Genomic DNA, 21,084 nt, shown 5'->3' with positions numbered 1-21,084 from the left:
GCCCTTGGCCTGCCGAGCAGGCTATTCGGGGCGTGCGCGCCGCCAACTTAGTGGCGCGCTGGGCCGGGCTCACACCCGGCACTTGGGCATTAAGCCTCTTGATCACTGTCGTCGGCGAACCACGGCTCGCGTGCTTTCATAATCAGGGCTGCGGCACGTTCCTGGTCCATGCCTTCAATTTCCAGCAGGTCGTCAACCGCCTGCTCTGCCAGGTCTTCCATAGAAGCAACACCGCGGCTGGCAAGCTGGAACGCCAGCTGACGATCCATACCTTCCATGTTCAACAGATCTTCCTGCGGCTCGGACGCTTCCAGCTCCTCTTCGGAAGCCAGCGCCTGGGTCAGCAGGGCATCTTTGGCGCGGGCGCGCAATTCTTCGGCGATATCTTCGTCAAAGCCTTCGATGTCGAGCATTTCCTCGATGGGTACGTAGGCCACTTCCTCAAGGGAGGTGAAACCTTCTTCCACAAGAACGCCGGCAACATCTTCGTCGATATCCAGGCGCTCCATGAAAGTTTCCATAATGCTGCCAGACTCCGCTTCCTGCTTGGCCTGCCATTCGTCAACGCCCATTACGTTGATCTGCCATTCGGTCAGCTCGGAAGCCAAACGTACGTTCTGGCCGCTGCGGCCAATCGCCATGGCCAGGTTTTCTTCCGCTACCGCTACGTCCATGGAGCCCGCATCTTCATCAACCACGATGGATTCGATCTCGGCAGGTGCCATGGCGTTGATCACGAACTGGGCCGGATTGTCATCCCACAGGACGATGTCCACTCGCTCACCAGACAGTTCGTTGGAAACCGCCTGAACACGCGCGCCGCGCATACCTACACAGGCGCCAACCGGGTCGATACGACCGTCATTGGTGTTCACGGCAATCTTGGCGCGCAGGCCCGGATCGCGAGCGGCACCGCGTATTTCGATCACTTGCTCGGAGATTTCCGGCACTTCAATGCGGAACAGCTCGATCAGCATCTGCGGGCAGGAGCGACTCAGCATCAGCTGCGGGCCGCGGGCTTCCGGTTGGATTTCCAGCAGGATGGCGCGTACGCGATCGCCGAGGCGGAAAATCTCACGGCCAACCAGCTGATCGCGCGGCAGGCGCGCTTCGGCATTGTTACCCAGATCCACCGCGATAAAGTCGCGGGTCACTTTCTTCACGGTACCGCTGACCATTTCGCCAACGCGATCGCGATATTCATCGACGATCTTGGCGCGCTCGGCTTCACGGACCTTCTGTACGATGACCTGCTTGGCCGTTTGCGCTGCGATACGACCGAAGCCTACGTTTTCCACCTGCTCGCGAAACACGTCACCCGCTTTCAGCTCGGGATCTTTTTCATGGGCTTCTTCCAGAGTGAACTGGGTACCCAGCTCCGCCAGAGTGTCATCATCGACAACGTCCCAGCTGCGGAAGGTTTCATAGTCACCACTCTGGCGATCGATAATCACCTCGATAGTGGAATCTTCGTCGTAGCGCTTCTTGGTAGCCGTCGCAAGGGCCACTTCGATTGCCTGGAAAATAATATCCCGGTCAACGCCTTTCTCGTTGGAAACCGCTTCGGCTACCAGCAAGATTTCTTTGTTCATGCAGCTGCCTCTTCAAAAACGCTACGTGCTGACTATTCAATGCTTTGGTGGAACCGTTACCTGTAGTCCCACCCACTACTTCCGCATTGCCCTTTATTGTTGGCCCGAAAACCGGACACTGGCCCAAAATTCAGGCCTGAAACTCTGTTACCGCTTATTCGCTGTCATCAAATTGCGGAATGATATTTGCCTTCTCGATACTGTCGATGGGAAGCAAATATTCATTTTCGCTATCGATACGCAGGACGATCTCATCACCCTCTACACCGGCCAACAAACCGCGCCATTTGCGCTGCCCGTCCAATGGCATACGCAGGCGCAACTCAACCTGGGCACCGATATAACGCTGGTACTGCTCCAGCTTGTACAGCGGGCGATCCATCCCGGGGGAGGACACTTCCAGGGTGTACTTGCTGGTGATGGGATCTTCTACATCCATCACCGCGCTGACCTGGCGACTGACCTTTTCACAGTCGTCCACGGAGATACCACGCTCGGCGTCGATATAAATTCGCAGCAGGGCGTTGCGACCGTGGGTCTGGTAATCAATCCCCCACAGTTCACAATCCAGTGATTCAACCACCGGAGCCAGAAGCTCTTCCAAAAGTTCGCGCTTGCTTGCCATATCACCACTTTGGCCCCGGCCCGCGCCAATCGCAGTGCGACTGCCCGGAGGGGCGGATGCGCGATCGCTTGTGCCGACCGCAAAAAACAAAAAATGGGCAGCGGAGCTAACCCCACGGCCCGAATGAGAAACCGCGGCGCCGACTCCCGGCCCATTCGGATGGCAAACCGGGAAATTCCCGTTTGCCGCAGATACGAAAAAGCCCCTAATAGGGGCTTCAACTGCGTAGTCACATAGTATTCATGTAACTACAAGAATTTGGTAGCGGGGGCAGGATTTGAACCTACGACCTTCGGGTTATGAGCCCGACGAGCTACCAGGCTGCTCCACCCCGCAACAACAACTCTGGGGCTAGGCGACCACTTAAACCTCAAGAAGTATAAATGGAAATTTGGTAGCGGGGGCAGGATTTGAACCTACGACCTTCGGGTTATGAGCCCGACGAGCTACCAGGCTGCTCCACCCCGCACCAACGACCCGGAAGTCGACCTGGTAAGTCTCGACTTCCTGCGGTGGGTGACCCCAACCGCTCAGAGGCTGCGCATTCTATTGATCGCCCCACTGGGAGTCAAGTCACTTCTGGCATTAAATTACTCCCAGCAATTTCCGGACTTAAACCAGCTGCGCGATACTTTCTATATAGACTATGTAGATGGCCGTAGTTGGCCGTATATCGCGCCAAGTCGACACCCGGAATCAAGAGTTACCGATCGGTCATACTGCATCCAAACTTTGGGGAGTGCTTAGCGCGCCCCCAGCGAGGCCCGATTAGAACTTACCCACCATATTGATAAACACACCCTGACTATCGTAATCGAGATCGGTCAAGTCATCAGAGAAGTCGGTAAAGTTGTAACCGACGCCAGCCTTAAAGTTGCGCCCCATCTGACGATAAAGCGCGAGCAGTGCGCCGCTTCGGCGGTCACCCGCTTCCGGCAGGTCGAGCATCCGCCCTTCTATCAGCAAATCCCACTGATTGACGAAGTGCCAATCCGCACGCAACACATACAGGTGCGCGGTACTGTCGAAGAACTCCGGATTTTCCCGTTCCATACTCAACTGACCGAGGCGATAAGCGTACTTGGCACCCAGGGTCCAGCGACGCGTCAGATCGTAGTTGGTGTCCACAGAGAAGATATGGCTCTTCTGCACATAATCGATCGCGCTATTGCGACTGCTTGAGGTCACCAGTACCTGGTCGGACGTGGGCACGTTGTAGAAATAGGTGTACTTCAACAGGGTGTTCCAGCGGTCGTTATCCACCGGGCGATAGGCGTAGCCCATAACCCCCTCGGTAAACTTGCCGTCATAGAACTGCCCGGCAGAACTCTCGCTGTCGGAGTAATTCAACTTGCCCACGAGGCGCCAGTCCGCACTCAGCTGATAGCTGAGAGCATTTTTCAACAGCCAGGTCTTACGTTCGTTTTCCAATACCGACTGCTCGACGACCTGCTCCACTGGCTGATCAACGGGCTCACCAGCAGTGATCTCGCTCGGCGGTTCGACAATGTCGACCGTGGATACCGTTAACGTCTGGATATTGTCGACCCGGTACTCCACCGCGGTGGACCAGCGCAAGGCATCGTCGTTAAAGCCCACACTCGCACCCATCGCCCGGCGCTCGGTTTCCGCCCCGGTGCGCGGGTCCTCAAGGGTACCCGCCTCAAGATTGGTGCCGTAACTCCACTTGTCACTGGGCGCCAGATCAACGCCCAACGCGTGCGTGAGGCCCGTAGACACATCACCGTGGGTATAGCGTTCCTCGCCGTAAATACTGGTGGTGTCCGAGAAGCGGCTGCGGAAACCGCTATTCAGGTTACCTTTGCGCGCACGCACCCCGGTGTCGGTACGCTCATTGTCGAGGGTGTAATTCAGGTAAAGATTGGTACGGTCGGTTACGAGGAAATCGGTACCCACACTGGCAGCAGTACCGGTATCGCCACCGGAGAGTTCGCTATCTACGGTAAAGCGATCACTCACCCGATAGGCGCCGCCAAAACCAATCCGGTTATTCTCTTCCCGACTGCCGGAAAGCTCAGCGGTACGCTGTACAAAACCAAATGCACTCCAGTTGGCTCCGGAATCGTAACCGGCCTGGATGGCCACATCGGTACGGTCGCCCTGTTTTTGCGTCAGCGGTACGACCGGTGACAGGTCTTCCCGGGAGTCCGAACGGGCCGCTGCGGCGAGACGCCAGTGGTCATCCAGACGATATCCAAGTTCTACATCGGTCGCTCCTGTCTGCAGGCCCTGCTGCTGTTCTTTACTGTCGGCTTTGAGCGCCACATCGAAACGCTCGCCAATTGGCACATTGATCGCTCCGCCGTATTGCTCGGTCTCCCTGGCAACCAGTTGCCCGGGTGCGGAAAATCCTGCGTCGCGCTGCTGCGCATAGACCGATACGGAGCCGCGTGCACCGGAGAAAAAGTCGTCCAACTGCATCGCCGCTTCGACTTTACTCGCGCCGGCTTTTGCATTCGGGTCGATAGGATCAATAGAGTCAGTCGAATCGCCCAGACGTTCCTGACTGAAGCTGTAACCGCCATCGAGCGATGAAAGACTTTCGAGGGCATTCCCCTGGCTTTCGGCCGTTTCCAGCTTGATCCAGGTACCGGACGTTTTGCGCAGTGTCAGATCAATGCCATTGAGCGAAGATTCATTGTCTTCCTCATCCTGCTGGCTCGCAGTCACGCCGATACGCACATGATCCCCGGCCCAGTAGTGCGCGCGACCGCCCACCGCCAGAGTATCCAGGTCATCAAAACCCGGTGTGTATTCATAGCGGGCAACCAGATACTGCGGGTTACCGTTGTAGGAACCGTCCTGGATGATCAGGTTATCGCCGGCAATTGCCGACAGCGGACGGTTCAGTACCACCCGTCCCTGAATGTAATCCACATCGTAATCGATGACCGGAGTGAGGTTTTTCACCCCCAATACCAGCCCGGAGTTTTTATCCCGCACTTCCACACGCAGGCGCTCGGAGCCGGTGAGGATATCCTGGTGGCGCAGGTAATACAGCGAACCGCCGGTACCGCGGAACTCATCGCGACCAGCGATGGTACCGGGCTCGGCACTGAATGCGTCCACCTCAAAACGTTTGTCGCCGAAGTCGGTGAGATCGTCGGTTTCAAAATGGAGATTGGCCCCGTACAGCGCGCGGTCGATATGCGCGAGTTCATTGTCGGTATACGACGCCTTGAAGTTACCCCACAGGCCGTAGTCGTCGTAGTTTTCCAGCTTGATATAGAACTTGCCAGAGGTTGGTGCATCTTCGACCACCGTGGAGTCGTCACCAAACGTCGGGTAGTAGAGGTCGCTATCGAGACGACGGAACAGTGCATCCGGCGTTTTTTCCATAAAGTTGGAAAACAGCTCGTCGATTGGCCCCTCTTCCGTATCCGCACTGGCAGACAGGCGCCAGCCATCACCAAAGCTGCCGCTGGTGTAAAACGCCAGGCGACCGTCGTAGCTTGCAGAGTTGTCGTAGTGGGTTTCATCCCCGGTTACCAGCGCCGCCGGGCCATTGGTATCATCATGGGCGATGGTGACATCGGCAATGCCAACGGTAAACCAGTCGTCGCGGTTGAACTCGAGGTCCCGCAGGAATAATTCACCGTTGCCATGATCGTCCAGCACCGCCACTTCCACAGTGTGCAGACCCTTGGCAAAGATTTCTTCAGCGACAAATGTGCCGTCGTTGCTAACCGGCACCTCCCTGCCCGCCAGCCACACACTGTGGTTGGTCGGAATTTCTGCGCCATTGACCAGCACCGCGTTACCGCTTACCGGAATATTCTGTTCAGCGAGGCGGTTTTCCCCATACCCCACCAACAATTCGTTGGCCGTGGTATTTTGCTGCAGCTGCGGCTCGAAATTATCCACAAGCCAGAGCGTTTGCGGGCGAGTCTCGTCAAAGCGCTGCTTCCAATCGTAAACCCGCAGCACATACTTTAGTTTTTTCAGGGGTGCCTGGAAGCTTTCGAAATCGGCATCCCATTCGCCTTCGCCATTCTGGTCCAACGTCACAACCGCCAGAGGCGCGTCGCGCAGCGATTGTTCCGCTTCAAAAATACGTACTTCCCCGCGAGTAACAAACGCCGGGTAATTCATGTACTGCTTGAACGACACGCGACTTTCAACGAGTTCGGTTTCCGGATCGTCCGCGTAGCGAATGGTACTGGGGAATGCCGTTACGTTGAGGCGCGGCTGCATGGTTTGGTTGTCAAAACGGAACTGGATGTTGGCTTGCTCCAGCGCGACGTCGGTACAGCGCTGCAAGTCCGCAGAATTTTTGTGTGGGTCGTATTCCGGTGCCCCGTCCACGGTAATGCGCATCAGGTTAAGAGCGTAGGGGTTATGGGCTACGGCTTCCTGTTGCAGGCGCTCAATCTCCAGGCGGTCCTGCTCCGCCAGTATGGCCAGCTCATCATATAAGACCTGCACCTCGACGCGGGCGCCGTCCATGTGGATAAACCCGGTTTGCACCACGTCCTTGGACTCAACATAACCGCGCCCGTGGAATTCAATCTGGCTGTCTTCAAGGCCAAGTCTTTCCTGCACTGCGCGCATGGTTTTCTGTGCGCGCGCAGACGATAGACCCACGTCATCGCCGTATACCATGGCCTCGCGACGCTCCATACGCTGGTTATCGCTATAGCCGACAAAGCTCAGGCGTACATTCGACTTTCCTGCCACCTCATCCATGAGCCGCTGCATCTGCGCCAGCTGGGCACTGGAGATCTGCGGATCACCGCTATTGAGGAAAATTGGCGGCACATCACCGGTGGCCGATTCGTGCGCAATGGTGATGGTTTCTGCGGTGGCGGATTCCGGACATGCCTGCACACCATCGGCCGCCGTTTCCAGCAAGTCGTCATACCAAAACTCTACCTCTACCCGATGGTTGAGGGAGCGCCCCTTGGCGGTGTCGTTGGCGGCGACCGGCTGGGTTGCACCTTTACCGCTACTGGTCACCATGTAACCCGGCAGATTCAATTGATCCGCTACCGCCAGCGCTACCCGCCGCGCCTCAGCGCGCGACAGAGCCATCTGGTCGTCGTACAGCTCTGCCGGTCCCTCCGGGAAGGACGCCGCATTGGTGTGCCCGACAAAATGAATAGTGAGATTGGGTTTATCCAGCAAGGTACTGCGCACCTCGTGAATACGGCGGACAAAACCAGCTGGCAGGTCCACCTGCCCGGGCTGCAGGCGCAGCGGGGAAACCAGGTTTTTCAGCCGCGCGCGCTGGTCGGAGCCATCACTGTAACGCAGCTTACACACGGCTTCCTGACGGCAGACCTGCACACGATTCAGCTGAAGTGCTTCGGCGCGTCGCTGGGCATCCCTGGCCTGCTGGTCCAATTCGAAATAGCGCAGTGTCAGGTCTACGCGGCGATTGAGTTCGCGTCCCTGTACAGTGATGTTTTCCGTGAGTGGCTCGCTATCACCGCGCGCCTCAACCACGATGGCATCGTCGGACAGCTCGAGCGCGGTCTGGAAATACTCCGCAACCCGCTGTGCACGTGCCAGGGCGAAGGCATTTTTATCCGCGAATTCGGCTTGTTGCTCTTCTCTGAGGGGGCTGGTGTCCGTATGCCCAGTGAAAATCAGCTGCAGCTCATGTGCGTTTTCCAGCGCAGCAAGCTTTTCTTCCAGCTGTGCAATTAATTCCGCGGGCAGTTCATCTTCCACTTCCCGGTACAGCAAAGGCGGCAATACATCGTTTTCCAACACTGCCTCTTCAGGGGAGATAAACGATTCCGCATCCTGCACCCACAGCTGTCCAGCGGCGGGTATCAGGGTAGTTTCAGTATTACTGCCGAGCGGCCTGTTCGTATAGCTGTCGGAGTGGTCTCCAGCGCTTTCAACCTGTGGTGAAAGACCCGGAATTTTCTGCCACCAGGACAACTCTTCCTGACTGGTCTCCTGAGCCAAAACCGGGGCGCTGGCCAATGCGGCAATAATTATCGCCAGTTTTTTTTGCGAAGGACGAAACATCACCAGGCCCCTCCCTGATCTTCACTTCCGATCATGCGGTTAATACTTTGTCTCAGCTCGTCCAGTACACCGCCGCGTTCGGGCGGCGCGCCTCGGCGCCAGAAAACTTCGGTTTCAATATTCAACGGGTAACAGCAATCCAACGCTGCCCAGTCTTCGGCAATACGCGCCTTGATGGTTTCCAGGCGGGCTTGCACCAGCGCCGGGTTTTCATTTTCTGCCAGGTAGGACAGGCGTAACAGGGACGGAGCCTCCTGCAAACGCTCCAGCAGCAATTCGGTACGTGAACGCCATTGCGGGCGCAACTCGGTGGTTCCTGGCTCGAATACCGCTTCAGCCAGGTCCAGCCGCACAACGCGGTGCAGGCTGGCGCCGAAGTTGAACTCCAGCATTTTGCCTCGGGTAGCGCGTTGTACCCGCGGGTTTTCCGTGGTCAGGCGGAAGCCACTGGGCAGGCTGCGGTCATCCAGCTTCAGCACGAAGTTGGAACCGCGGTCCGGGTTCGGCACCGCCGCACAAGTGATATGGAAGCGGCCGTGAGCGTCAGCAGTTGCTTTCAGGCCATTGGCTGTCACTACACGGGCGCCGGGTACGCCACCCTCGCCTTTGTCCTGATAGCCATTAAGGTTTTTATCGTCGAATACCTTGCCAATCACATCGGTACAGTCGAACGTCGGGTCGGGTACCACACGGACCGTGGCCGACGCCTCACCGGAGGTCTGCTGGCCAGACAGTTCATTGAACATGCGCGCCCGGTTAATGTACTCGCCCTCACCCACTCCGGAACCCACAACCAGCAACAACTTCATACTATGAATTTGCTCTGGTTCCGCTCGCAGGTTGGGCCACTGCAACTGCAGGCCGTTTACCTCGGGCTCTACAGCCTCGCCATCCAGGTTTGCGGAGCCGGCAACGTATTTGAAACCAACCGGGAAGTAGTCCACCAGTTGCAAGTCCGTTAACGGTACCGGCAACGAGTTATTAAAGGTGATGGTATACGGCACCAGCTGGCTGCGGGTTACATTCAGCATGGCCGCTGTTTTGGTCAGCGCCAGCGCGCCTTCCAGTTGTGGGTCCAGTGCAATGTGGTTGTTGAACAACTGGCTGCTACCCGGCTGGTTGCTGTCATCCAGATTCAGACGCAGGTAGTAATCCGTCTCCGCACTGCGCGCATCCACATCCACCGGCGGCGGGGTCACCGACGCCTGCACTTCACAGTGGTCTGGCGTTGCGGAGTTCACATCCGCGGCACTACCGATACACGCCGCCACATCAAAACTGCCGGTATCCACACCGGTTTGCGGTGGGATGATTTGCGATGGCCCGGACACATAGTCTTCGCTGGGCACATCCACTTCAATCAGGTAGTCCGCGTTAATGGCACAGGCGGCACTGCTGAAGTTGATGTCAAACTTGTAGAAACCACCGGTGACTGTCACCTGGTTCTGTTGCTTGGCATCATCAAAGCAGCTTTCCGGCAGCGGCTGGCCACTGGAGGCACTTAACAGACGCACGCGCGCACCATTGACCAGAGCTCGCAGCACCGAATCGTAAACCACACCATTTGGCGTAATCGGCAGGTTCAGGTTCTGCGGGTTAGCCCCAGACTCCACATAAATATTCAGCACCTGTTGCGGTCCGTTGGTGTAATCCGAACTCGCCGTGCCCAGTGACGCCGTGGTGCCGCTGGCATTGGGTGCCAGGTAGCGAATTTCATAACTGATACCCGGGGCATCAGCGCCATCCATGTTCGGCACAAGCCCGTCAAACACGAAGTAGCCGTTTTCATCGCTCTGCACCGTTTCCAGCAGCGCATTGTTGAAATACAGCTCTACATTCCAGTTGCTGAGCGCAGACTCTTCGGGATCCAGTGCCTCACTGAAATTCACATCGTGCCAGAGGTAGCCGGAAAGGTTGGCGATGCCCGGAGTACCGCCTATATCGATGGCCACCGTCGCTTCGTTATAGACGGGAGGATCGTTCCATTTTACCTGCGCGGTGTTCAGCACCGTGTAACCCATCGCCAGGTTTTCACCCAGCTTGGCTTCGAAACGCAAAGTAATGGTTTCCGCCGGCTGCAGGTCGCCATAGTTGGTGCTGTAGTCGACAGTAATAAGTGAACCATCGATCATGATGCCATCGGGCTGACCGTTAAGCAGTGCGGAGTCCTCTACGTAAGTGAGTACACCTTCACCGGCAACCAGCAGATCGTCATCAATAGTGACCAGGCTCGCCGGTACCGCGCTGATATTGGTAACCCGCACGATGTATTCGAGCACCTCGCCGGACTCCGCGGCACCGCCGCCAACCACGGCCACTTCCTTGGTGATGGAAAGCTGCTGCGCATCGCCCACGACAACCTCGGTCGGCTGGGCACCATTGCTGCTATTTTCATCCGCGTCCGTCAGCGTCAGAGGCACTTCCAGACTGTAGATATTACCCTGGTTGCTGATGATGGTGCCGCGCTCGGTATCGGCATTGACCATGACATCAAACACAATGGTCGCCGCCTGCCCAGTCGTCAGGATGCCATCGGTCCCTACCGGTAATGGCGGCGTCAGGTCATCACTACTGATTGCAATACCGGCTACCAGCGGTGAATCGGCACCGTCGTCGGCCAATGCGAAACCATTCAGAGTCGTGCTGCCCGCGACGTAAGTCGTGTATTCGGGCACCAGATCCATAAAGCGCGCTTCACTAGCGTCTTTACCACCCAAATTGCTAATGACGATGGTGTAGCGCAGCACGTCTTCCGGATCGACAATGCCGGCGGTCATATTGTCTACCACCAGTTCAACCGTCTTGTGTCCACGGATCAGCGGCACATTACCAACGATATCGATGGTGGGGTCGTCGGCGACCTCGGTCGTCGGGTCGTCGGAGGGCTGCTCATCCAGGGGAACATCTTCCCCGCCGGCATTCACCCCGATGCCAACGCCATTGGCGAAGCCCTGGTTGGAAATAACCGTGCCGTCATTCACCTCATTGATAATGACATCAAAAATAATCACCGCTGCCTGTGCACCGGATGCACTCGGATCCGCCAGCAATTCACCCGCATCAGCACCGGGCGATTGAATAGCCAGCGTTTCGGCCAGTGGTGTACTGCCGTTGATATCGTCCAGTACCGCACCATTCAGCGAGGTGGAATCGGCAACATAGGTGGTATTGGCAGGGACCTGATCTCTCAGGCTTGCCTCACGCATGTTTTCATTACCAATGTTTTCCACACGCAGGGTATAGCGTAGGGTGTCACCGGGCATCAGGCTGTCAGGCTCGCCGGTGAGGTCTTCGGAGATTTTTTCCACTTTGAACACTGGCGCCGACTCGATAATGACCTGCGTCGGGTCTTCGTCACCAGCAACATCCGGGTCTTCCACACCGTTCAGGTTTGGATCATCACTGACAAACGCAGATTGTCCCGGCAGTTCAAGCCGCGCCTGGTTGAGTACCACACTGCCGTTGTCGATAACCGTGGCAAGTTGCACTTCAAACACAATCTCAATGCTATCGCCAGGCTCACCGGCGGCGGCAAGGCTGAGACTGCGAACATCCAGCAGTCCCGCACTATTGGTGCCACCAGTGGCATCGGTTGCACTGCTATCTGCACCAGTCGGCACGCTAATGATATTGAGTGTGCCCGATGTGAATGCGGTGAAGGCATTCAGGCTACCGAGATCGTCCTGCACACTGAAATCGTCTACCGCAACGTCTTCCTCATTTGTCAGTGTCAGCGTGTAGCGCAGCAGGTCAGCAGGGCTTGCATTAACCGCTGGGCTTTCGCCACGGGTGATATTCTCCACAGACTTGGCAAATGCCACCCGCGGAACCTGTGCACTAATCGTCAATGCATCTTCGAAGTCCACCACACTCGGCGAACCATCGGTGAGCATGCGATCGTAAACCCGGCGCAGATCCTCGGTAGACGGCAATCCATACCATTGGGTGGCACCAGCGATATTGGTTAATGCTGCACCGTTTTCCGTGTCGACATCCAGATAGGCATCGTAAGCGAGCTGCAAGTGATGATCTGCGGCTATCGCGCCCCCGTCGCCAAGCGTGTTGACAATCAAGGTACAGCTATCCACATCGTAACTGGTGGTAAAGTCGGTACCGGCGGTAAGCGTACTAACGTTATTACCCGCACCATCAAGCAATTCGGCAGTAATATTCTCCGGCGGCGTTACACACATACCGCCCTGCTCACCTGCGTCACCGGCACTCGGCAGAATATCGGTCAGGGTTACGTCATAGGCACTGCCCTCACCGGTGTTATGCACATCCAGTAAAAAGCGCCCAGGTAAACCCGCCTGTACATTTGCCGGGCCGGTCTTATCCATGATCAGGTCCGGTTCGACAATGGTGAAGCGCACATCATTGCCGCCACCGGGCAGGTTTACGCCCCCTTCTTCATAGGTAAAGTCGGCGGCATTGATGATTTCCGTTCCCGCAACAGCGGTGGCCACGTCGGCTACCCGCGCAAGAATCTCAATTTCCGCCACGCTGCCAACAGCAATGGTGGGGATATCAAAAGTAATGGTGCCGGACGCCTGATCCACTACCGGATCAAACACCTCACCATTTAAGGTAGCGGATTCAAATAGCACGATATCGCCGAGGCTTTGCAGCGTATCAATCACCTGCACATTGCGCAGCGCCACCGCATCATTGGCAACACCCGGCACCGCAATACGATAATGAATTTGCTCGCCAACCGTCGCCGTACCATCGGCCGGCAGCAGAAGCGTTTTCACCAGTGGCTCCACCACCGCAGCCGCAGTACTCATGGAGAAAGGTACTGGCAGGTCAACCGGGCCATATTGTTGGCCACTGCTATCGGGCAGGGACCAATATTGATCTACCGTGAAGGTGTTCACCCAGGATTGATCACCGCCCACATCCTGATAGAAACCGATGTCGTAATCGATATCCAGGCAGAGCCCTGCGGGCACCGGCACCCCCAGGCTAAACACCATATCCCCACCACGCGCGGTCGGCGCGGTATAGCTATAGTCACCATCCATCAACGGCGCGCCGTCGATGGATACCTGTACATTGGCTATGGACGATTCATCCATTTCCATCGCCAGATTATCGGTCAGCTGCAGGTTGTACGCCGGTGCATCGCCCACGTTACATGCGTGCAAACGGAACTGCATGACATCGTTAATCAGGTCGATGTTGTTGTATGGGTTCGGTTTACCGCTGCGCTCGGTTTTCTCGAGGCTGTCGATCACGGGCTGTAACACGGTTACCAGCGCAGTATCTTCCAGTGAATCACTGCCGTAGGTAAGTTGTGCGGTATTGGTTAGGGACTGCGAGGGCACGTGGATAATGCCGTTGTCTTCCGCAACTTTTACCCGGTATTCGATGATCAGCGGCGAGCTCGCGGAGAAATCGCGGGTAACGTCTCCTATCGCCCAACTAATCACACCCTCCGCACCCTGTGCGGGCACCGCGCTGGCCGGGATTTCGCCATAGTCGAAACCATTGCCCGGCGCGTACGGCACACTGGTGTCGCCATTGATGCTGACGACCCCATCAAATACGAGACCCGCCGGCAATGTATCCTGCACAGCAACAGATGGCGTGGTACCAGCCTGCAAGCTCAGTTGCAGACGATAGGTCACAAAGTCACCGACTCGCAGAGTGCCAATGTCGGAATCCGTATCGGTATCTTCCACAACGGACTTGTCGATGGCCGTATTGTCTTCGGTGATGATGCTCGCCTGCACCGGACCAACACAATAATCGTCCGGCGCGGTGACGGTCGGGCAGCCATTACCGTGACGTTCAAACTCCGGCTCGCCGGCAACATTTTCGTTTAGCGAACTCCAGTCCAACGTCACACTGTTGTTAATCGGATTACCGAATACCGAACGCACCTGGGCACGATACACCAGCACCAGTTCACTGCCCTGTGGCAGGTCGAGACTGTTATCACTGTTGCCCTTGCCCCATACCAGCGGCCCCAAGGGCGCGCCAGACGGCGCAGCGACAAAACCGGCCACATCTGTTGTATCGATCTGCGCAGTCGGCGTGAAGCTGTCATCCAGCTGCAATTCCGACGGCAACGTATCAACCAGATTCAAATCAAAGGCATCGGCCGAGGAGCCGCCGGCGTGGGTAACCCGCAGGGTATATTCCAGCACGTCACCGCCTTGCGCCGGTTGACCATCATTGGTCAGGTTGGCAACGGTCTTCTCCAGTTGCAGCAGTGGTTCAACCACGGTGGTTGCCGGGGCCGCGGCACCCAATGATTCGGCCACACCGGTCACTGGGTTCAGGTAATTCAGCGTGGCAGTGTTAACCAGGCTATCGCCCGCATCGGTACCGGTATCATTGTTAATACGCGCAAAGTACTGAATGCGAATGGTGGGGGTCACATCATTGACCGTCACATCATCTTCGTGGGCTGTATCCACGGTGCCGATTTCCCAGGTAACCGTACCTGGCGTGGTGGTACCGTCGGTGGGGAATAAGGTAAGCGCTGCCTCGGACGGCGTTTCGCCATTAATGGCGTCGATACCGATAAACTCGTAGGTAATGTCGTAATCACTATTGTGCGTCAACGCATAGCCAGTGCCATTGGCGTTAAGCACATCGGAAACAGACACCTCGGTAGTGATCCCTTCCGGCAGCAGTATTTCAAGCTGGAAATGCTTGTGCGCACCAATGGTGGGGACCACGGTATCGTCGAGGTCGGATTTGCTAATCGTCAGTGGCAATACTTCGGTTTCGGCGTCTGCAGTCGTTTCGTAGTCGTTCACCGCATCGCCGAGATTCGGCAACGCGCCGATGCGCATACCGTCGATTTCACCATCGTTGCCGATTACACCACTACTATTTAACGCAACATCATCGCCGGGCAAGGATTGCCAGCGGCTTTCGATAGTATTGGACAGGACTTCATGCGGTGCGACATCCTGGTTAACGCGCACCTGGAAGGTAAAGGATTTGGATTCACCGGGGGCAATGGCGTAATCACTATTACTGCGGTCCCAGGCGAAGGTCGGGGCATTGGTGTTTACACCATCATTGTCGCTATCGGGAGGGTCGTTACCACCGATGTTGCCGACATAGGTGTAGCGACTTCCCACGAGATCATCCAACACCTGCAGGTTGTACGCAGAGGCAGAACCGAAATTTTCTGCGGTAACGGTCACCGTGAGAATATCGTCCGCATCGGTATTGGTAACATCAAACGCTTTCTGCAGGGCAATTTGCGGTTCGAGTACCGTGAAACTATGGCTTTCAAACGCAATACGCTGTTGCGCGCCGGTTTCATCAATGTAGGAAACTTCCGCCGTGGTTGCACTACCACCATTGGTGATGACATTACCGTCATTGGTTTGCGCACTGTTTTCCAAGCGCGCGAAGAAGTCTACCGGCAGGTCCAGGCGACGGCCGCCTGCAGTGGTCAAATCCTGCAGACCAAAATTCCAGGTAATGCTGTCGTTGTTACAGCTAATACCACCATTAGCGATCGTAAACTGGCCGCCGGGTTCGAAACTCGCTCCCGACGCCGCAGCGATCGCATCCAGGTCCACTTCTGGCGCATCGGTACAACGCAACCCTTCCGGCAAGGTATCGGTAATCGTCAGCTCACGCAGACGTGAAGGCGGAATCTGTGCCGTCAGGCGATAGCGAATTTCTTCACCCACAACGAGGGCGCTACCATCGGCGCTGCTTGGGGTTACCAGGGCCGCCTCGATGGTCGCACTAGTCACCACCTCTTTGGGCTGGGTTTCCACCGGGATTATCTGCATATTCGCAGTGGTGCTTTCGGTCTGGTAATGCCGCGCGCGCCCACTATTGTCCGGAGACCCGAGGTCATCCCCCAAACCATCCAGATTTGCATCACTTTCGAGCTGCGGTACGTTCTGATTACCAAATGCGTTCGCCAGAGAATCGTAGCGCGCGTAAGTGGTGTTCAGGAACGGCTGCAACGGTGCGACCGACTGGTGCGGTGCCACGCGATACAGGAAGGAAACACTCTCGCCGGCATCCAGGCGCTTGAGCGCATCGGAAAGATCGTGACGGAACGTAATTACCGCAGGTGTGCCGCCATCGTTACAGTGCGTGGGAATATCGTAATCGTTCTGGAAAGGTGCAGTACCGAGGAAACCTTCCTGAGTACCATCGGCTTCGTCGCTACCATCCCCATCGTTATCCAGGCCATCGCTACCAAAGTCCTGTACACACATTTGGCCGCGGGCATCGAGATTATCGATAACAACGAGGTCGTAACCGGGTGCACGTGGTACACCGCTATCGCTGGTGCGGTTGCTTACGGTAATTTTGTAGATAAAGGTATCGAAGCGCGTACCTTCGGCGTTATCGGCAAAATCGCTGTCGCTGGCACAGCCGCCACTGGTGGTCTCGTTACACACCAGTTTTTCAATTTCAAATTCGGGTTCTGCAACCGTCAGGTCTTCACGCCAATCCGCCTCTTCCGGGTAGCCGGGAATATTGGGGCGGCCGCCACTATTGTCGATGACGATGCTCTCGGTATCGTAAACCGCAGTAAAGACAGCACGCGCATAATCGGTACTCACGGCCGCGTGCTGGTTGGGAGCAGCAACGGTGTCGACTGGATCGTTCAGCAGGCGAGTGGTCATATCCGCGAGGAACCAGCGGTTGCGCTCGTCAATGGTGTCACCAAGACTCCATTGAAGATCGGTTTCACTGAGCGGATTATTCAATCCACCAGATTCTGCCGCGCCCGCCAGAGCCACATCACAAACCGTTTCCGGGTTAGGGAAGCTGGCCTCTGCACATGCCAATGCATTGTGGTCGATATAACCCTGACCATCGGGCATGTCATCACTGACGGCGACGCTTTCTACCTGGATCAAGCTATAGCCAGGAGTCCTGAAACCAAACCAGCCACCGGCATAGATTTCAAAACGACAGTCTTCACCAATAAGGATGTTTTCTTCATCCCCCCGCGATTACCCGCGGACAGTTCAGTACAACTGCCAGGCACCAGAGATTTCAGCAGGTTAAAACCCAATACCTTGGAGCGCACACCATCGAGGGTGTAGTTGTTGGCCCGCTGCGCACTCGGTGTCGTCAATGCCAAAGTTGCTGCGGTTGGGTATTCCAGGGGTTCGTCGTTGGCAAGCGTGATTTCCCCCACGATGTCTGCACGGAAGGTCAAATCATCGTCCGTCGCACCGTGATTTTTTTCGACCTGGAAAGTGCGTGTGCGCGAGCCGCCCCCCGGGATGCTCCCCAGACCAGAATTGCCGTCTGAACACAGGTAAACCGATGCACTGGCGGGAATAAAACTCGGATCATTCCACACTGGCATCGCCCCACCATCAGGGTGCTGAGGTGGGTTGGCGGTCGCGATACAGCCGTTGGGAATACCAACGACATTCATGGCCTCACCAAACGTCACGTACGCGTAGTAGTCATGGGCGCGATGGCCGCCATTGTTGCGAATGGTAATGGAGAGATCGGTCGTGCCCGAGTCCTTCACAATATACAGCGGCGCATCCATGGAAATATCGAGATCTTCCGGATTCGGCGTAAACCCAAAGTTGCTGTCTTTGCTGTGGCTCAGGCCGCCGGTATTGCAGAAATCTTCCCACTCGACCTGCACATTGTTTTGCAGGGTCCCCATAGCAGCGGGGTCGGGATCGGCGCTACCACTGGCATCGAGATCGGTCTCACGATCATAGTAATCGAGTGAGCCATTCTGGTTGGCCTGAACAATACGGAAGGTGATGGTGGCGATATCCCCGTGTCGCAACAGGTTAACCTGGTCGGCTTGGCCATTCGCCCGCTCACCATTACTGTGGAGGCTAAATACCGGGGCTTTCAGGTCTGTATCCGCAAGATAGCTTTGGTTACCGGCAACGGGATTAACGCGGTTTTCCCAGATAAAGTCGACAACCCGACCGTCGTAATCCGCATACAATGAATTGATCGTAAAATCGGGTTCGTAACTGGGATCAACAATGTATTCATCGGGCAACGTATCGGTAAGGCGTACATTCTTGATGGTACCGCCACTCAGGTTCTCAACCGTCAGCGTCACCAGACCACGCATGCCGACAGGGCCACTTCCATCAATACCGGCATAGTCCGCGCGGTAGTTCACACCGCCGTTGATACCACCACTGTCGGATGACAAAACACTCAGCGTCGTGGTCACCGAATCGGGGGATGGGCTACTTCCCACAGCGCTCTGTGAAATCCCGCCCTCTGGTGCCACTACTGCGCAACCCCACTCCAGCGAGTGCAACGTATTGGTCTGGTTGTTACAGGAGTCGTTCAAGCGGCCGGCAAAATACACATTCAGGGTATTCGCCACATCCAGACTGAAACCCAGATCAGCAGCAGTCAGGTCCGACAGCGAATTATTGCGTGCGGACACATCCACACAGCTACCCGTACTCGCGGAAGCGCCATTGGCCACATTGATGGCATCGCCCTGGCTGGAACAAACCGACAGGATATCCATGGTGCCCGGGGTCATGTCGTCGGAAAATTTTACGTCTTCCATAGTGACTGGGCCGGCATTGCTGAAGGTCGCACGCCAGACAACACCGTCGTCTTCATGACCGTATACCGTGTCGGCATAGTCACCGCCGCCCATGCCCGCATCCACATTGATCCCGGCCTTGGCAATGGAGGGGCGCGGCTCATTGATCGGCAGCGTGAAACCTGGGCTGGTGTCCGCACCAGACTCCGGTGTACCACCACAATTCAGATAGTCATATTGAACCGAAGCCGCCAGCGCACGGCTGATATTGACCAACTCTTCCTGCTCGCCCGGAATCGCCTCCAGGTCGAAGGTAATCGTCATGGTCTCATTGCGGTCAATGGACACACCGCTGCCGAAACTCCATTGCAGCGTGGACCCACTGATACTTGGGTTCACCACACCGGGGTCTGGCGCTCCGGTGATGGATACATCAGCTGAGTTATTCAGGTAGCTGAGGACATCGGCCACTTCCAGCAGGTCTTCTTGTACCACGATGTTAGTGATCGCCTGGTTGGCGTCATTGCCCGGACCGTTGTTGGTATCGTTGTGAATGGTCAGGATGACCTGGCCACCGCTACACAACTCACAGAAGCTGGAAGTGCTATGGCTGATCTCGATATCGGGATTCGGGCAAGACTGGGCAGAAGCCTTGCCCACCGGCAGCAGTACCCCTACACAGGCCAGCGCCACCGCGGCCAGTGTATTTGTGAAAGATTTTCGCCCTGTTACTTCAGACTTCATCGCTTTCCGCTGCCAGTCAGTTTTATTGTTTGCCAACTGCCGCACAGGCAGCAGTACCGGAGAAGGAGCCGGTCGCGGAACTTTATTGGAAGGAGAGGATCACCACCGTGAAACAAGTCAAAATTGTCGGGGTGAGAGGGGAGCTTTTTCTATCTTTGCCAAGCAGTTCTCAAGTAAAGCTCAGGTAATTTCTTAAGAAACAAAACAACCGCTCGGGAAGACCCCGAGTGGTTGTTTTTTAACCGCAGATTATGCTGCAGGCAGGAAGTCGATCGGATACAAAATAGTGATGGTCGGCACACCGGCTTTTTCACCAAAATTGAACCGCTTCACCCGCGCCACGATCTTGCTATCCAGTGCCGGGGAGTCCATATCGCTGGTCTCCACCGCCGCCAGAGACACCGAGCCATCTGGCTGGATGGTGATTCGCAGCACCATCTTGCCCTGCAGCGCCGGGTTGTTGCGCAGCTCGCGATTGTAGATCCGGTACAATGCAGACTTGTAGCGGTCAAACACGATCTGGATCTCTTCGTCGGTCCGGGATGGTCCCATACCGTCGCTGAGCGGGCGCTCTTCGCCGGCGAAATCGCCCTCAGTTCCAATACCACTGGATACCCGCGAGAAACTCACCCCATCCAGCGCGGAACCCACACCGCCAGCGTTGCGGCTGAGCGCTGCGGTATTGATACCGTCAGACCCAGATTTCGCGGCAGCGGTAATCAGCGAGCGCTGACTACGATTTTCCTTCTTGCCTGCGGTACTGAGCTGAGTCTGGTTACCCAGGCGATTGTCGAGATCATCCTGGATAAGATCCTGGAAGTTATCCTTGAAGGCAAGAACACCGGCGCGCTCCACTTTCTTGCGCACCTGCTTCTTCTCGACATTGGACGGCTTGGGCTCTTCCTTTGCCACCTGCTGTTTGGGTTTCTCAGGCTCTTTTTTCTTTTCTTCCGGCTTCTTCACCACGGGCTCTGGCTTGGGTTTGGGCTTTTTCTTTTCCAATACCAATTTGGCCAGACGTTCGGGCACCTCCACAACTTCATCTTCGTCCGGTTCCGGCAACTGCCACATATGCGTACCGAAACCGAGGAAAAGTGCGAGTAACAAACAGGCCAGCAGGCTCTTGCGGAACCGACGCTCATCCTCGCCGTTGGTACTCCACGGCATAGTCCCATCGCGGAAGGCAGATGTACCCAGCTCGCGTGTTACTTCGTACTCGTAGTGAACTTCCTCTTCCGCCTGGCGGATTTCCCGGAACTCTGCATCCAGATCGAACAGCTCGTCACGACAATCCTCAACCTGCGCCTGCAGCTTGTTTTTACGCTCGTGCAGCAGGTCGATATTCGCGTGGTAGATACTGACCGTTTTCTGCAGGCGATGGATAAGCGCTTTGGACGCATCCTGCTTATAGTGCTCTGCCCAGAACAGATCGCCTGCACCCACCTCTTCCAGCTGGCCCAGACGGTCCGAAATCTCATCCAGCAATTGATGCTTGGCTTCATCCCGGTGCAGCGCCTCCAGCTTGCCATCAACCTGACCGCACTCGTCCTCGAGTACAGCCAACTGCTGGCGAACCGCGTCCTGCTTGGCGGCCAGTGCCTGTTTTTGTTGATGAAATTTATTCACAA

Annotated in this window: 6 protein-coding genes and 2 tRNA genes; all 8 read right to left on the bottom strand. The window is 56.3% G+C overall.

Annotation, left to right across the window (positions count from 1 at the left end):
• Positions 1–89 precede the first annotated feature (89 nt).
• Positions 90–1,592 carry a transcription termination factor NusA gene (gene nusA, locus Mag101_RS03965; RefSeq protein ID WP_077401114.1) on the bottom strand — a complete coding sequence of 501 codons (1,503 nt, stop codon included), beginning with the start codon at positions 1,590–1,592 and terminating at the stop codon, positions 90–92.
• Between the two features lie 154 nt (positions 1,593–1,746).
• Positions 1,747–2,217 (bottom strand): ribosome maturation factor RimP, encoded by a 471-nt coding sequence (rimP, locus tag Mag101_RS03960; protein ID WP_077408035.1) that lies wholly within the window; start codon positions 2,215–2,217, stop codon positions 1,747–1,749.
• 259 nt (positions 2,218–2,476) lie between these two features.
• A tRNA-Met gene (locus Mag101_RS03955) sits at positions 2,477–2,553 on the bottom strand.
• A 56-nt stretch (positions 2,554–2,609) separates the two neighbouring features.
• A tRNA-Met gene (locus Mag101_RS03950) sits at positions 2,610–2,686 on the bottom strand.
• A 299-nt stretch (positions 2,687–2,985) separates the two neighbouring features.
• Positions 2,986–8,217 (bottom strand): OmpA family protein, encoded by a 5,232-nt coding sequence (locus tag Mag101_RS03945; RefSeq protein WP_077401110.1) that lies wholly within the window; start codon positions 8,215–8,217, stop codon positions 2,986–2,988.
• On the bottom strand, positions 8,217–17,075 hold the full coding sequence (locus Mag101_RS03940; RefSeq protein ID WP_077401107.1) for a DUF11 domain-containing protein: 8,859 nt from the start codon (positions 17,073–17,075) through the stop codon (positions 8,217–8,219). The genes Mag101_RS03945 and Mag101_RS03940 overlap by 1 nt, the downstream gene beginning before the upstream one ends.
• The gene (locus Mag101_RS03935) at positions 17,072–19,456 is read right to left on the bottom strand and encodes a hypothetical protein (RefSeq protein WP_077401104.1); all 2,385 of its coding nucleotides are present in this window, start codon (positions 19,454–19,456) and stop codon (positions 17,072–17,074) included. Before Mag101_RS03935 ends, Mag101_RS03940 begins: the two co-directional genes overlap by 4 nt.
• Before the next feature lie 249 nt (positions 19,457–19,705).
• Positions 19,706–21,082, bottom strand: coding sequence for an AgmX/PglI C-terminal domain-containing protein (locus tag Mag101_RS03930; RefSeq protein ID WP_077401101.1), 1,377 nt, complete (start codon positions 21,080–21,082; stop codon positions 19,706–19,708).
• Between the last annotated feature and the right edge of the window lie 2 nt (positions 21,083–21,084).

The sequence above is a fragment of the Microbulbifer agarilyticus genome (assembly GCF_001999945.1).
Taxonomy (GTDB): domain Bacteria; phylum Pseudomonadota; class Gammaproteobacteria; order Pseudomonadales; family Cellvibrionaceae; genus Microbulbifer; species Microbulbifer agarilyticus_A.
The sequence above is the reverse complement of the archived record's forward strand: the minus strand, read 5'-3'. Positions and strand labels throughout refer to the sequence as shown.

Bases quoted from the DNA above. Each gene is read 5' to 3' on its own strand.
- Mag101_RS03945 (WP_077401110.1), bottom strand. From the start codon at position 8,217: ATGTTTCGTCCTTCGCAAAAAAAACTGGCGATAATTATTGCCGCATTG.
- Mag101_RS03935 (WP_077401104.1), bottom strand. From the start codon at position 19,456: ATGAAGTCTGAAGTAACAGGGCGAAAATCTTTCACAAATACACTGGCC.
- nusA (WP_077401114.1), bottom strand. From the start codon at position 1,592: ATGAACAAAGAAATCTTGCTGGTAGCCGAAGCGGTTTCCAACGAGAAA.
- rimP (WP_077408035.1), bottom strand. From the start codon at position 2,217: ATGGCAAGCAAGCGCGAACTTTTGGAAGAGCTTCTGGCTCCGGTGGTT.